The organism is Pseudomonas sp. Xaverov 259, from assembly GCF_019352915.1.
Classification (GTDB): Bacteria; Pseudomonadota; Gammaproteobacteria; order Pseudomonadales; family Pseudomonadaceae; genus Aquipseudomonas.
This window is the reverse complement of record NZ_JAAAFV010000023.1, coordinates 1-12,772: the sequence shown is the minus strand read 5'-3', so window position 1 is coordinate 12,772 and position 12,772 is coordinate 1. Positions and strand designations below refer to the sequence as shown.

General features: G+C 60.4%; 12 protein-coding genes. 8 read left to right on the top strand and 4 right to left on the bottom strand.

The window, feature by feature from the left end:
- Window positions 1–137 precede the first annotated feature (137 nt).
- The 3 genes from K0H48_RS07105 to K0H48_RS07095 form a co-directional block, all read right to left on the bottom strand.
- Window positions 138–962 (bottom strand): ATPase, encoded by an 825-nt coding sequence (locus tag K0H48_RS07105; RefSeq protein WP_219266936.1) that lies wholly within the window; start codon window positions 960–962, stop codon window positions 138–140.
- 127 nt (window positions 963–1,089) lie between these two features.
- Window positions 1,090–2,088, bottom strand: a complete 999-nt coding sequence (locus K0H48_RS07100; RefSeq protein WP_138814099.1) for an NAD(P)-dependent oxidoreductase — start codon at window positions 2,086–2,088, stop codon at window positions 1,090–1,092.
- 52 nt (window positions 2,089–2,140) lie between these two features.
- Entirely contained in the window at window positions 2,141–3,034 is an 894-nt protein-coding gene (locus tag K0H48_RS07095) for a LysR family transcriptional regulator ArgP (RefSeq protein ID WP_138814098.1), read from the bottom strand.
- A gap of 99 nt (window positions 3,035–3,133) precedes the next feature.
- On the opposite strand from K0H48_RS07095, the gene K0H48_RS07090 reads away from it, so the two are divergent.
- The 7 genes from K0H48_RS07090 (at window position 3,134) to K0H48_RS07060 (ending at window position 10,739) form a co-directional block, all read left to right on the top strand.
- Window positions 3,134–3,535: an ACT domain-containing protein gene (locus K0H48_RS07090; protein WP_219266935.1), complete on the top strand. Its 402-nt coding sequence runs from the start codon at window positions 3,134–3,136 to the stop codon at window positions 3,533–3,535.
- A 5-nt stretch (window positions 3,536–3,540) separates the two neighbouring features.
- Window positions 3,541–4,143, top strand: coding sequence for a LysE/ArgO family amino acid transporter (locus K0H48_RS07085; RefSeq protein WP_056858652.1), 603 nt, complete (start codon window positions 3,541–3,543; stop codon window positions 4,141–4,143).
- Between the two features lie 175 nt (window positions 4,144–4,318).
- Complete coding sequence (locus tag K0H48_RS07080) at window positions 4,319–4,915, top strand: superoxide dismutase (protein ID WP_043049045.1); 597 nt, start codon at window positions 4,319–4,321, stop codon at window positions 4,913–4,915.
- A gap of 159 nt (window positions 4,916–5,074) precedes the next feature.
- Window positions 5,075–5,302, top strand: coding sequence for a hypothetical protein (locus tag K0H48_RS07075; RefSeq protein ID WP_219266934.1), 228 nt, complete (start codon window positions 5,075–5,077; stop codon window positions 5,300–5,302).
- Window positions 5,303–5,513: 211 nt separating this feature from the next.
- The gene (locus K0H48_RS07070) at window positions 5,514–7,565 is read left to right on the top strand and encodes a bifunctional diguanylate cyclase/phosphodiesterase (RefSeq protein ID WP_219266933.1); all 2,052 of its coding nucleotides are present in this window, start codon (window positions 5,514–5,516) and stop codon (window positions 7,563–7,565) included.
- Window positions 7,566–7,692: 127 nt separating this feature from the next.
- Window positions 7,693–9,036 carry an imelysin family protein gene (locus K0H48_RS07065; RefSeq protein WP_138814093.1) on the top strand — a complete coding sequence of 448 codons (1,344 nt, stop codon included), beginning with the start codon at window positions 7,693–7,695 and terminating at the stop codon, window positions 9,034–9,036.
- Between the two features lie 248 nt (window positions 9,037–9,284).
- On the top strand, window positions 9,285–10,739 hold the full coding sequence (locus tag K0H48_RS07060) for a TrkH family potassium uptake protein (protein WP_219266932.1): 1,455 nt from the start codon (window positions 9,285–9,287) through the stop codon (window positions 10,737–10,739).
- Here the strand turns inward: K0H48_RS07060 and K0H48_RS07055 are convergent.
- Window positions 10,696–11,754 carry an AraC family transcriptional regulator gene (locus K0H48_RS07055; RefSeq protein WP_219266931.1) on the bottom strand — a complete coding sequence of 353 codons (1,059 nt, stop codon included), beginning with the start codon at window positions 11,752–11,754 and terminating at the stop codon, window positions 10,696–10,698. The two genes, K0H48_RS07060 and K0H48_RS07055, sit on opposite strands and share 44 nt — an antisense overlap.
- Window positions 11,755–11,915: 161 nt before the next feature.
- Here K0H48_RS07055 and K0H48_RS07050 point away from each other — a divergent pair, with 161 nt between their 5' ends.
- A complete protein-coding gene (locus K0H48_RS07050) occupies window positions 11,916–12,227 on the top strand; it encodes a DUF962 domain-containing protein (protein WP_138815351.1) in 312 nt (103 codons plus the stop codon).
- Window positions 12,228–12,772: the final 545 nt, after the last annotated feature.

The following is a 12,772-nucleotide window of genomic DNA, read 5'->3' as shown; positions in this document are numbered from 1 at the left end:
TCACAAGGCTGTGACATTGATCGTTCCCATGCTCCGCGTGGGAATGCAGCCCGTGGCGCTCTGCGCCACCCGCGCACCGCCCCAGAGCGGGACGCGGAGCGTCCATGGCGGCATTCCCACGCAGAGCGTGGGAACGATCATTGGCCCAGCGGGGTGACCCGCGCGGGCGCGTTGAGCTTTTGGTTCAGGTTCTGCACCTGGCTCTGCAAGGTGGTGATGTTGCGTGTGGTCTGGATGCGGAACACGTCAAACTCTTTATTGGTTGGCGCGTCGCTATTGGCGGGCTGGTTTTCCTGCGCGCTTTTAAGCACCACCAGGTCCTGCTCCAGGCGGGCGATAGCCGCGCTCGGGTTGCCTTGCTTTTTAAGCGCAGCCACATCGGCGGACAAATCCTTGACCTCACCCTGCGCCGCCTTGAGCGTGGCCACGGCCTCGGTCAGCGCCTGCACCTGGCCTTGCAGCTTGGCATTCGCGCTCGACAGTTCGGTGGTGCTGGCACTCATCTGTGCCAGGCGCTGGTCGAGTTCGGTCGCCTGCCCGGCCACGCCGACTTGCTGCTTGCCTTGCTCCAGCAATTGCGCTTCCAACTGCTTTATCTGCAACTTGAGAGCTTCGCTGCCATTGTTCACACTGGCTTCGCTGGCCACCACCTTGCCGGAAATGTCCTGCAGACGCCCCGCCGCTTCTTCGCTGATGCGCGCAAAACTTTCCTGGGTGGCGACCAACTGCTGGCCCATCAGGGAAATCTGTTGGAAGCTCCACCAGGCAAGGCCGGCGAAGGCGATCAACAGCGCGCCGACCAAGGCCCACAGTGGGCCGGTGCTGGCGCTCTTGACCTTGACCACCTTGGTTGTGCGCGAGCGCACGGAGGTGGCGGGAGTCGGCTCGAAATCATCATCGTCCCCGATGTCAGCCCGCAGGCTGGGAACGTTGTCGAAATCGTCTTTGGCATCGTTACGCATGAATCAACCCTGAATCGGTGAGATGGCGACCGGAAAAGCCGAGCGAGCGGATTATAAACCCCGTACGCGCCGCATTGATCGACCCGCAAGCCTGAATTCGGTTCCCGATGTGTTGCTGGTTGTGAGCTTATTTGAGCCCTGGATCCTGAGCTTTCCACCAACTGCAGAACTCATCGAGCGCCGTCCACAGGCTGACCTTGGGCTCGTAGTCGAGATAATGCCTGGCGCGGCTGATGTCCAAGGTGAAATCTTTGTTCATGACCTGCATGCCCAGGCGCGACAGCGAAGGCTCCGGGCGCCCCGGCCACATCGCGCAGAATGCCTCGTTCAGCGCCGCCACGCTGTAGGACAAACCGTAAGACCGATACCGCGTGACCTGGGGCATGTCCATCTGGCGCATCACGTAATTGACCACATCCCATACCGGCACCGGCGCGCCATTACTGATGTTGTAGGCCTTGCCCAACGCCGAGCCGGTGGCGAGCAAGCTGCTGAGCAGCGCCTCGTTGAGGTTGTGTACGCTGGTGAAATCGACCTTGTTCAAACCGTCGCCGACGATAGCCAGGCGGTTCTTGCGCTGCATTTTAAGCAGGCGCGGGAAGATGCTCATGTCGCCGGCACCGGTCACGAAACGCGGGCGCAGGGCCAGTACTTCAAGGCCGAACTCCTGGGCGCCGAACACCTTCTGCTCCGCCAGGTACTTGGTGGCGGCATACGGATGCTTGAAGCGCTTGGGCACTTGTTCCTCGGTCAGCCCCAGGTGGTCGCGGCCATCAAAGTAGATCGACGGCGACGACAAGTGCACCAGGCGCCCGACGCGCTCCTTGAGGCAGGCTTCAACGACGTTTTCGGTGACCAGCACATTGCCCTGATGGAAGTCCTGGTACTTGCCCCACAGCCCGACGGCGCCGGCACAATGCACCACGGCTTCGACATCGCGGCACAGCTCGCGCACCAGTTCGGCATCATTGAGATCACCCTGGATAAACTCGGCACCGCGCCTTACCAGGTGCTCCACACCTTCGGCGCGCCGCCCGTTGACCCGCACGTCCAGGCCTTGCTCCAGGGCGAAACGCGCAAAACGCCCGCCGATGAAGCCGCTTGCGCCGGTGACCAGAATTTTCATTTGTTACCCCATGTTCTTTGGTTTCTCATCGCTGTTGCCTTGACGCCCGCCATCACTTCAACGGCACCAACCATTGGCCACAGGCTTGGGCCAAATGATCGGTGAGCAGGCCCAACAATTGTCCACCACTGCGCCAATGATGCCAGTACAGCGGCACGTCGATGGGCTTATCTGGCAACAACTCGACTAATTCGCCGGTTTGCAGCTGGTCGCGCACCTGGAGTTCCGGGACCAGGCCCCAGCCCAGCCCGGCTTCGGTCAGGCGAATAAAACCTTCGGAGGACGGGCACAAATGGTGCTCGAAACCGCCGTCCACGCCCAGCGATGCCAGGTAGCGGTGCTGCAGGAAATCGTCCGGGCCAAACACCAGCGCCGGTGTGCGTGCCAACAGATCGGCACGCACGCCCTCGGGAAAATGCCGCGCAATAAATGCAGGGCTTGCCAACGCACGATAGCGCATGGCACCGAGCAACAGGCTGCGCGCCCCGGCCACCGGGCGTTCGCTGGCGCAGATACAGGCCGCCACCTCACCGGCGCGCATGCGCTTGAGGCCCACGGTCTGGTCTTCTACCACCAGGTCGAGCAACAAATGCTGTTCGGCGCAAAAGTCACTGACGGCCTCGGCCCACCAGGTGGCGAGGCTGTCGGCATTCAAGGCGATGCGCAGACGCTCGGGCATGCCCTCCTCGTCCAGTGCAGGCACCTGGCTTTGCAGGTCGCGCTCAAGCAAGCGCACCTGCTGCACATGGTTGAGCAAGCGCCGGCCGATATCGGTGGGCGTGGGCGGCGTGGCCCGCACCAGCACCGGTTGGCCAATACGCGCCTCCAGTAACTTGATGCGCTGGGAAATCGCCGACTGCGACAACCCCAGCACCTGGGCGCCACGTTCGAAGCCGGCCTGTTCCACCACCGCCGCCAGGGCGGAAAGCAATTTATAGTCGAACATCAGTTTCTCTAATGAGCGATCAGCAATATTGGTTTTTCTTATACAGCGCCAGATATGAGAATGACCAGCATCGCTCCTCTTTATTTAAGGAATTCACACATGGCTGGCGAAACCGCCCTGGCAACCCTGCTGCGCAGCATGAGCCCTCATCTTAATGAAGGCGACTACGTGTTCTGCACCCTGCCCGACCAACGCATCCCGGCAGGTTGCGAGATCATCGGCAGCTTTCGTGAACAGGAAGGCTTGACCCTGATTCTGGAGCGCAAGCAAGCAGAGCAGGCCGGGCTGGCCTTCGAGTATGTGGCCGCGTGGATCACCCTGAATGTGCATTCGGCCCTTGAAGCCGTGGGCCTGACGGCGGCGTTCGCCAGTGCGCTGGGCAGCGCCGGTATCAGTTGCAACGTGATTGCCGGGTTTTATCACGACCACCTGTTCGTCGGCCGCGCCGATGCCGAGCGGGCCATGGATGTATTGCGCCAACTGGCAACCAACGCGGAGTAATGGCTATGTGGCAAAGTTATGTAAACGGGCTGCTGGTGGCTCTTGGCCTGATCATGGCGATTGGCACCCAGAACGCGTTTGTATTGGCACAAAGCCTGCGCCGTGAGCATCACTTGCCGGTGGCGGCGCTGTGCATCGTATGTGATGCAATTCTGGTGGCGCTCGGGGTCTTCGGCCTGGCCACTGTGCTTGCGCAAAACCCGCTGCTGCTGGCCATTGCCCGCTGGGGCGGCGCCGCGTTCCTGTTGTGGTACGGCACCCTGGCGTTGCGTCGGGCGTGTTCCCGGCAAAGCCTGGAACAAGGCGCAAACCTCAAGGTGCGTTCATTGCGCGCAGTGTTGCTCAGTGCCTTGGCGGTAACGCTGCTCAACCCCCATGTGTACCTGGACACCGTGCTGCTGATCGGCTCACTGGGCGCACAACAGACCGAGCCCGGTGCGTATGTCGCCGGTGCTGCCAGCGCTTCGTTCCTGTGGTTCGCCACCCTGGCACTCGGCGCAGCGTGGCTGGCGCCTTGGTTGGCACGCCCGGCGACCTGGCGTCTGCTCGACCTTCTGGTGGCGGTGATGATGTTCAGCGTGGCCTACCAATTGATCAGTGCCGGATGAATATTCCAAAACGCTCTGGAACCTCTATCCCACACAGTTGTTGCGTGGTTTTGCCGCACCCCCGGTGCTATGATCCGGACCCTGCGCCGCAAAGAGTACAAACTCCCCGGCGCTTGTTTGGCCGCCCGTGATCGGCCTTGCGCTCACCGCAACTGACCTGATTAGGAGAATCATCATGGCTTTCGAATTGCCGCCGCTGCCCTACGCACACGATGCCCTGCAGCCGCACATTTCCAAGGAAACCTTGGAGTACCACCACGACAAGCACCACAACACCTACGTCGTGAACCTGAACAACCTGGTGCCTGGCACCGAGTTCGAAGGCAAGACCCTGGAAGAAATCGTCAAATCCTCTTCGGGCGGCATCTTCAACAACGCCGCTCAGGTCTGGAACCACACTTTCTACTGGAACTGCCTGGCGCCAAACGCCGGCGGCCAACCGACTGGCGCGCTGGCTGAAGCCATCAACGCAGCCTTCGGTTCGTTCGACAAGTTCAAGGAAGAGTTCACCAAGACCTCCGTCGGCACCTTCGGTTCCGGTTGGGGCTGGCTGGTGAAAAAAGCTGACGGTTCCCTGGCCCTGGCCAGCACCATCGGCGCCGGCAACCCGCTGACCAGCGGCGACACCCCGCTGCTGACCTGCGACGTGTGGGAACACGCTTACTACATCGACTACCGCAACGTGCGTCCAAAGTATGTGGAAGCGTTCTGGAACCTGGTCAACTGGAAGTTCGTGGCTGAGCAGTTTGAAGGCAAGGCCTTTACTGCTTAAGCAACGCTTGCTGTAGAAAGAGCCCGGCCATTGCCGGGCTTTTTTGTGGCCGATGAAAAATGAAATTAATGCAGGAAGTGTGGAACTCGCTAAAAGGAATTGGCCACCCAGCAAGCGAGAGAAATAACTCTCTCACTTCATCCTGTAGGAGAGTTCGCAATGGATCCGTTATCGATGGGTATGTCAGCCGTGTCTTCAGCTTTGCCAATCGTCGGCAAAGGCATGGACCTGCTGGGTAAAGGCATGGACCTGCTGGGGAAGCTGGTGGAAGGGAAAAACAAGGGTGCTGGTGAGCAGCAAGGCAAAATCGGTGAGGATACCCACCAGAAGCAGGAGCATCAGATTACGTTCAACAACATAAACGAAAACTCAATCAAAATGTCTTAAGCCCGCAACACTCTATGCAGGGACATCGAAGGCGTTCCCTTCCTTTCCTGCGCGGTACCCGAGGGCGATGAATATCATCGCCCTCTTCCTTCCAGGCATTCCCTCTACAGCCTCCAGGCGCCTTAGCCGCAATGTCCCTTTGACTGCCATCACGAGATTGCCAATACTCATGGCATATTGAGGCCGCCCGCATGGAACAAGGAATGACCCTTTGAAGCTGGAACTCAAAAACAGCTTGTCGGTGAAGTTGCTACGGGTTGTGCTGCTCTCGGCATTGATCGTGGGCGTGGCGCTTAGCGTGGCGCAGATCGTGTTTGATGCCTATAAGACGCGTCAGGCCGTGGCCGGTGACGCTCAGCGAATCCTCGACATGTTTCGCGACCCCTCGACCCAGGCGGTCTACAGCCTGGACCGCGAGATGGGCATGCAGGTGATCGAAGGCCTGTTTCAGGACGACGCCGTGCGCATGGCCTCCATCGGCCACCCCAACGAAACCATGCTGGCGGAAAAAAGCCGCGCCTTGCAGCAATCCCCAACTCGCTGGCTGACCGATCTGATTCTTGACCAGGAACGCACCTTCACCACCGCCCTGGTCGGCAAAGGGCCGTACAGCGAGTATTACGGCGACCTGAGCATTACCCTCGACACCGCCACCTACGGCAAAGGTTTTATTGTCAGCTCGGTGATCATCTTTATTTCCGGCGTACTGCGCGCCCTGGCCATGGGCCTGGTGCTGTACCTGGTGTATCACTGGCTGCTGACCAAGCCATTGTCGCGGATTATCGAGCACTTGACCTCGATCAACCCCGACCGCCCCAGCGAACACAAGATCCCCCAGCTCAAAGGCCATGAACGCAACGAACTGGGGCTGTGGATCAACACCGCCAACCAGTTGCTCGAGTCCATCGAACGCAATACGCATTTGCGCCATGAGGCGGAATCGAGCCTCTTGCGCATGGCCCAGTACGACTTTCTTACCGGCCTGCCGAACCGCCAGAAACTGCAGGAGCAATTGGACAAGATCCTCACCGACGCCGGCCGTCGGCAGCGCCGGGTGGCGGTGCTGTGCGTAGGGCTGGACGACTTCAAAAGCGTCAACGAACAGTTCACCTATCAGGCCGGTGACAAATTGCTGCTGGCCCTGGCCGACCGCCTGCGCGCCCACAGCGGCCGCCTCGGCGCGCTCGCCCGTTTGGGCGGCGACCAGTTTGCACTGGTGCAGGCCGATATCGACCAGCCTTACGAGGCCGCCGAGCTGGCGCAAAGCATCCTCGATGACCTGGAAGCCGAATTCGCCCTCGACCAGGACCAGATCCGCCTGCGTGCCACCATCGGCATCACCCTGTTCCCGGAAGACGGCGACAGCACCGAGAAGCTGCTGCAAAAAGCCGAACAGACCATGACCCTGGCCAAAAGCCGCTCGCGCAACCGCTATCAGTTCTATATCGCCAGCGTCGACAGCGAAATGCGCCGCCGCCGCGAGCTGGAAAAAGACCTGCGCGATGCCCTGAGCCGCGACCAGTTCCACTTGGTCTACCAGCCGCAGATCAGCTACCGCGACCACCGCGTGGTGGGCGTGGAGGCGCTGATTCGCTGGCAGCACCCGGAACACGGCCTGGTGCCGCCGGACCTGTTCATTCCGCTGGCGGAACAGAACGGCACCATTATCCCGATTGGCGAATGGGTGCTGGACCAGGCTTGCCGGCAGTTGCGCGAATGGCATGACCTGGGCTTCACCGAGCTGCGCATGGCGGTCAACCTGTCCACCGTGCAGCTGCACCACACCGAGCTGCCGCGAGTGGTCAACAACCTGATGCAGATCTACCGCCTGCCGCCACGCAGCCTGGAGCTGGAAGTGACCGAGACCGGCCTGATGGAAGACATCAGCACCGCCGCCCAGCACTTGCTGAGCCTGCGCCGCTCCGGGGCATTGATTGCGATTGATGACTTCGGCACTGGCTATTCATCCCTGAGCTACCTCAAGAGCCTGCCGCTGGACAAGATCAAGATCGACAAGAGCTTCGTCCAGGACCTGCTGGATGACGACGACGACGCAACCATCGTGCGCGCCATCATCCAACTGGGCAAAAGCCTGGGCATGCAGGTGATAGCCGAAGGTGTGGAAACCGCCGAGCAGGAGGCCTATATCATTTCCGAAGGCTGCCATGAGGGCCAGGGCTACCACTACAGCAAACCGCTGCAGGCCCGTGAGCTGGCGGCGTATTTGAAACAGTCCGAGCGCAACAACGCGGCGATTCTCTGAACCGGCAAATCGATACCAAATATTTCCCTCGCATAAACCTTTACACAAAATGCAAATCTTTCGCATTATGTCGCAGTTTTTGCGCTCCCCCGCGCGTCCTATCAACAACCGAAGCAGGATGTTCGCCATGATTCGTATGCCCCTGGCCACCGCCAGTCTGCTGGCCATTGCCATTTCTCTCGCCGGTTGCGGCGAAGGTAAAGACAAGGCTGCCGCGCCTCAAGCGCCGACCCCGGCTGCCAGCACTACCGCTCCAGCGGCTGCCACGCCTGCCGGCCAGGTCGACGAAGCCGCCGCCAAGGCCGTTGTCGCGCATTACGCCGACATGGTGTTCGCGGTCTACAGCGACGCCGAATCCACTGCGAAGACCCTGCAAACCGCAATCGACACCTTCCTCGCCAACCCGAGCGACGACACCCTCAAAGCCGCCCGCACCGCCTGGGTCGCAGCCCGTGTGCCGTACCTGCAGAGCGAAGTGTTCCGTTTCGGCAACACCATCATCGACGACTGGGAAGGCCAAGTGAACGCCTGGCCCCTGGACGAAGGCCTGATCGACTACGTAGACAAATCCTACGAGCACGCGCTGGGTAACCCCGGCGCGAATGCCAACATCATCGCCAACACCGAGATCCAGGTGGGTGAAGACAAGGTTGACGTCAAGGAAATCACCCCGGAAAAACTCGCCAGCCTCAATGAGCTGGGCGGTTCCGAAGCCAACGTCGCCACCGGCTACCACGCCATCGAATTCCTGCTCTGGGGCCAAGACCTCAACGGCACCGGCCCAGGTGCGGGCAACCGTCCGGCGTCGGACTACATGACCGGCGACGGTGCCACCGGCGGCAACAACGAGCGCCGTCGCACTTACCTGCGCGCCGTGACTCAACTGCTGGTCAGCGACCTGGAAGAAATGGTCGGCAACTGGAAACCCAAGGTCGACGACAACTACCGCGCCACCCTGGAGGCAGAACCTGCCACCGACGGCCTGCGCAAAATGTTGTTCGGCATGGGCAGCCTGTCCCTGGGCGAACTGGCCGGTGAGCGCATGAAGGTTTCCCTGGAAGCCAACTCGCCGGAAGACGAACAGGATTGCTTCAGCGACAACACCCACAACTCGCACTTCTACGACGCCAAGGGCATCCGCAACGTCTACCTGGGCGAGTACACCCGCACCGACGGCACCAAGATGACCGGCGCCAGCCTGTCGTCGCTGGTGGCCAAGGCCGATCCAGCCGCCGACTCGGCGCTCAAGGCCGACCTGGCGTCGACCGAAGCGAAGATCCAGGTCATGGTTGACCAGGCCAACGCCGGTGAGCACTACGACCAACTGATCGCTGCCGGTAACGACAAGGGCAACCAGATCGTGCGTGACGCGATTGCAGCACTGGTCAAGCAGACCGGCGCGATCGAAACTGCGGCGGGCAAGCTGGGCATCAGTGATTTGAACCCGGATAACGCTGACCACGAGTTCTGATTGATCCTGCGCTGAACAAGGCGACCTTCGGGTCGCCTTTTTTGTGCGCGCGTGCCCCTATTCATTACCTCTGTGGGAGCTGGCTTGCCTGCGATAGCGGTGGGTCAGCAACAGAGCGGCTGGATGACAGGTCGCCATCGCAGGCAAGCCAGCTCCCACAGTTGAACTGCATCGCCTCGGACACCCCGGTTTACAAGACCTGCACCGCAGGTAGAATGGCGCCACTCTCTCAAACCCGAGCTTTCTTCATGGCGTTGCCGACTCTACGCATCATCGGTTTCATCATCGGCATCTTCCTGATCACTCTCGCGATCGCCATGGTCGTCCCGATGGCCACCCTGGTGATCTTCGAACGCACCAGCGACCTGCCCTCGTTCCTGTGGGCCAGCATGATCACCTTCCTGGCCGGCCTGGCGCTGGTCATCCCGGGCCGCCCTGAACACGTGCACCTGCGGCCCAGGGACATGTACCTCCTTACAGTGACCAGCTGGCTGGTGGTGTGCATCTTCGCTGCGCTGCCGTTTCTGCTCACCCAGCACATCAGCTACACCGACTCGTTCTTTGAAAGCATGTCGGGCATCACTGCCACCGGCTCCACGGTGCTGAGCGGGCTGGACAGCATGTCCCCCGGTATCCTGATGTGGCGCTCGCTGCTGCACTGGCTGGGCGGCATCGGCTTTATCGGCATGGCGGTGGCGATCCTGCCGCTGCTGCGCATTGGTGGCATGCGCCTGTTCCAGACCGAATCCTCGGACCGCTCAGAGAAGGTCATGCCGCGCTCGCACATGGTGGCGCGCCTGATCGTGGCGGCTTATGTGGGCATCACCATCCTGGGCAGCCTGGCGTTCTGGTGGGCCGGCATGGGCTTGTTTGATGCGATCAACCACGCGATGTCAGCGATTTCCACCGGTGGGTTTTCCACCTCCGATGAATCCCTGGCCCACTGGAAACAACCGGCGGTGCACTGGGTAGCGGTGGTGGTGATGATCCTCGGCAGCTTGCCGTTCACCCTGTATGTGGCCACCTTGCGCGGCAACCGCCGTGCGCTGATCAAGGATCAGCAGGTGCAAGGCTTGCTCGGTTTGCTGGTCGTGACGTGGCTGGTACTCGGCACCTGGTACTGGTGGACCACCAACCTGCACTGGCTGGATGCCCTGCGCCATGTAGCCCTGAACGTTACCTCGGTGGTGACCACCACCGGCTTTGCGCTGGGGGACTACAGCCTGTGGGGTAACTTCTCGCTGATGCTGTTCTTTTACCTGGGTTTTATTGGCGGCTGTTCGGGCTCGACGGCGGGCGGGATCAAGATCTTCCGCTTTCAGGTCGCCTATATCCTGCTCAAGGCCAACTTGAACCAGTTGATCCACCCGCGCGCGGTGATCAAGCAGAAGTACAACGGCCACCGCCTCGACGAAGAAATCGTGCGTTCGATCCTGACCTTTTCGTTTTTCTTCGCCATCACCATCTGCGCCATCGCACTGGCCCTGTCGCTGCTGGGGCTGGACTGGATGACCGCGTTGACGGGCGCCGCCAGCACCGTGTCCGGCGTCGGCCCAGGCCTTGGCGAAACCATCGGCCCGGCTGGTAACTTCGCCAGCCTGCCGGATGCGGCCAAGTGGATCTTGTCGTTCGGCATGCTGCTGGGGCGACTGGAGATTATTACAGTGTTTGTGCTGTGCATTCCGGCGTTTTGGCGCCACTGACCGTCGAGGTTTGCAATAACCGCGCTCGGTATTCACCGGGCGTGGCATCGAACCAGCGGCGAAACGCGCGGAAGAAATTACTCGGGTCGGCAAAACCCAACAGGTAGGCGATTTCCAGCAAGGTCATGCTCGGCTGCGCCAGGTATTGTTCGGCAAGTTCGCGGCGCGTGTCGTCGAGCAACGTCTGGAAACTGGTGCCCTCCTCCTGCAAACGCCGCTGCAATGTGCGCTGGGACAAGTGCAAGGTTTGCGCCACCACTTCGCGCTTGGGCTCGCCTTGGGGCAGCAATCGGCACAGCACCTGACGCGCCTTGTGGGTCACGCGACTCTCGGAAAACCGCGCCAGGTATTCGCCGGCAAACCGATCATGCAGCAGCGCCATGGCCTCGTTGGCAGTCGGCAGCGGCGCATCCATGTCGGCTTGCTCGAAAATCAGCGCATCGTAGGGCCCATTGAACTCCATCGGCGCGTGGAAGGCCTGTTTATAAGGCGCCAGGTCGGCCGGTTGATCGCCTTGCAGCACCACCTTGCGCGGCTGCAGGGTGCGGCCGGTCAGCCAGCCGCACAAGGCCAGGGCGCTGGCCAGCGAGGCTTCGGCGCTTTGGCGGGTCGGCGGCAGGTGATCGCCATGCACCGTCAGAATCAGCGCATAGCCTTCAGGTAACAGGCGAAAGCTCAGGTCGGCGCTTTCGGCGATAATGCGTTGGTAACGCACCAGACGCATAAAACCTTCGGCCAGTGTGTTGCTGGACATCAGGGCGTAACCGGCCACATGAAACGACGCCGGGCGCACGACCTTGCCCATGTTCAGGCCGATTGCGGGGTTGCCTGACAGCTCTACCGCGCGCTGCCACAGCCGGGTCATGGAGTCTTGCGCAAAACGGGCATCGGGGTCGCTGAGGGCGGCGTAGTCCAGGCCCAGTTGTTTGAACAAGACGCGGCAATCCAGGCCATCCATTTCCAATGCCTTGACGATGCCCATTGCCCAGCTTGCAGAAGTTGTTCGTTCGCTCATGGCGTCTTCTTGAAAAAGGCAGGCTTAAACGGCAGCCAGGAAGCCAAGGATACTAAAGTGGCATCTATTGTCACTGGCTGTTACCACTGATCACTCTAGACTCAAATAAGCTCCCCGCCGAACATCTGTTGGGCGGCATCACCAGCCAAGGGCCGATCACTGTGGAAAACGTCAAGCAATTCAACAGCTTCGCTGAGTTTTACCCTTACTACCTGAGTGAGCATGCCAACAGCACCTGTCGGCGACTGCACTTTATTGGTACCACCCTGGTGATTGGGATTCTGGCCTATGCCATCGGCCGTGGCTCCGTGGGCCTGCTGCTGGCCCTGCCGGTAGCCGGCTACACCTTTGCCTGGATCGGGCACTTCTTCTTCGAAAAGAACCGTCCGGCGACGTTTCAACATCCGTTCTACAGTTTGTTGGGGGATTTTGTGATGTATCGCGACATGATTTTGGGGAAGGTGCCTTTTTGAGGTAGATGTTTTTTGAATTTAGGGGGGGTTGCTGAGTACATATCCGTTATTTGGGTGATGGCGGATTAGGGTTCCGCCCTGACGGCGGGTCACTTTTGTAAAGACCGGAATGCCGGCCCAGACAAAAGTAACCAAAAAGTCTTCGCCCCACCACTCGGTGCCTCGCTGTGGCTCGGCATGCCCTCACTCCGGCTTGAATCCGTGGGCCGCCGCGATGGGCCATCCTTGGCCCAGCGCGGCTAACCCGGCGTCCTGCCGGGTTACCCACGGATTCAAGCCTGCGTTCGGCCATCGTGGTTAACGGGGCGATTCTCAGATCAAAAGCAGATCAAGATCAAAAGCAGAGCACGGCGGCCTGAAAGCCGACCTGAGTGGTTGAATCAAAAGCCAGATCAAGTGCAAAGCAAAAGCCTGTCTACCTGATGCAACGCTCCCACAGTTGACCGCATCCTACCTTGATGGTGAGGTTGGCAGTTGCTGTTGCTGTTGCTGTTGCTCTGGCCCTTACATCCTTTTCGCTGACGAAGTCAGCGGTCTTTTGATCT

What these genes read in the sequence shown, in the direction of transcription:
- K0H48_RS07100 (WP_138814099.1), bottom strand. Translation starts at nt 2,088, where the DNA reads ATGAAAATTCTGGTCACCGGCGCAAGCGGCTTCATCGGCGGGCGTTTT.
- K0H48_RS07080 (WP_043049045.1), top strand. Translation starts at nt 4,319, where the DNA reads ATGGCTTTCGAATTGCCGCCGCTGCCCTACGCACACGATGCCCTGCAG.
- K0H48_RS07065 (WP_138814093.1), top strand. Translation starts at nt 7,693, where the DNA reads ATGATTCGTATGCCCCTGGCCACCGCCAGTCTGCTGGCCATTGCCATT.
- K0H48_RS07085 (WP_056858652.1), top strand. Translation starts at nt 3,541, where the DNA reads ATGTGGCAAAGTTATGTAAACGGGCTGCTGGTGGCTCTTGGCCTGATC.
- K0H48_RS07105 (WP_219266936.1), bottom strand. Translation starts at nt 962, where the DNA reads ATGCGTAACGATGCCAAAGACGATTTCGACAACGTTCCCAGCCTGCGG.
- K0H48_RS07095 (WP_138814098.1), bottom strand. Translation starts at nt 3,034, where the DNA reads ATGTTCGACTATAAATTGCTTTCCGCCCTGGCGGCGGTGGTGGAACAG.
- K0H48_RS07055 (WP_219266931.1), bottom strand. Translation starts at nt 11,754, where the DNA reads ATGAGCGAACGAACAACTTCTGCAAGCTGGGCAATGGGCATCGTCAAG.
- K0H48_RS07090 (WP_219266935.1), top strand. Translation starts at nt 3,134, where the DNA reads ATGGCTGGCGAAACCGCCCTGGCAACCCTGCTGCGCAGCATGAGCCCT.
- K0H48_RS07075 (WP_219266934.1), top strand. Translation starts at nt 5,075, where the DNA reads ATGGATCCGTTATCGATGGGTATGTCAGCCGTGTCTTCAGCTTTGCCA.
- K0H48_RS07060 (WP_219266932.1), top strand. Translation starts at nt 9,285, where the DNA reads ATGGCGTTGCCGACTCTACGCATCATCGGTTTCATCATCGGCATCTTC.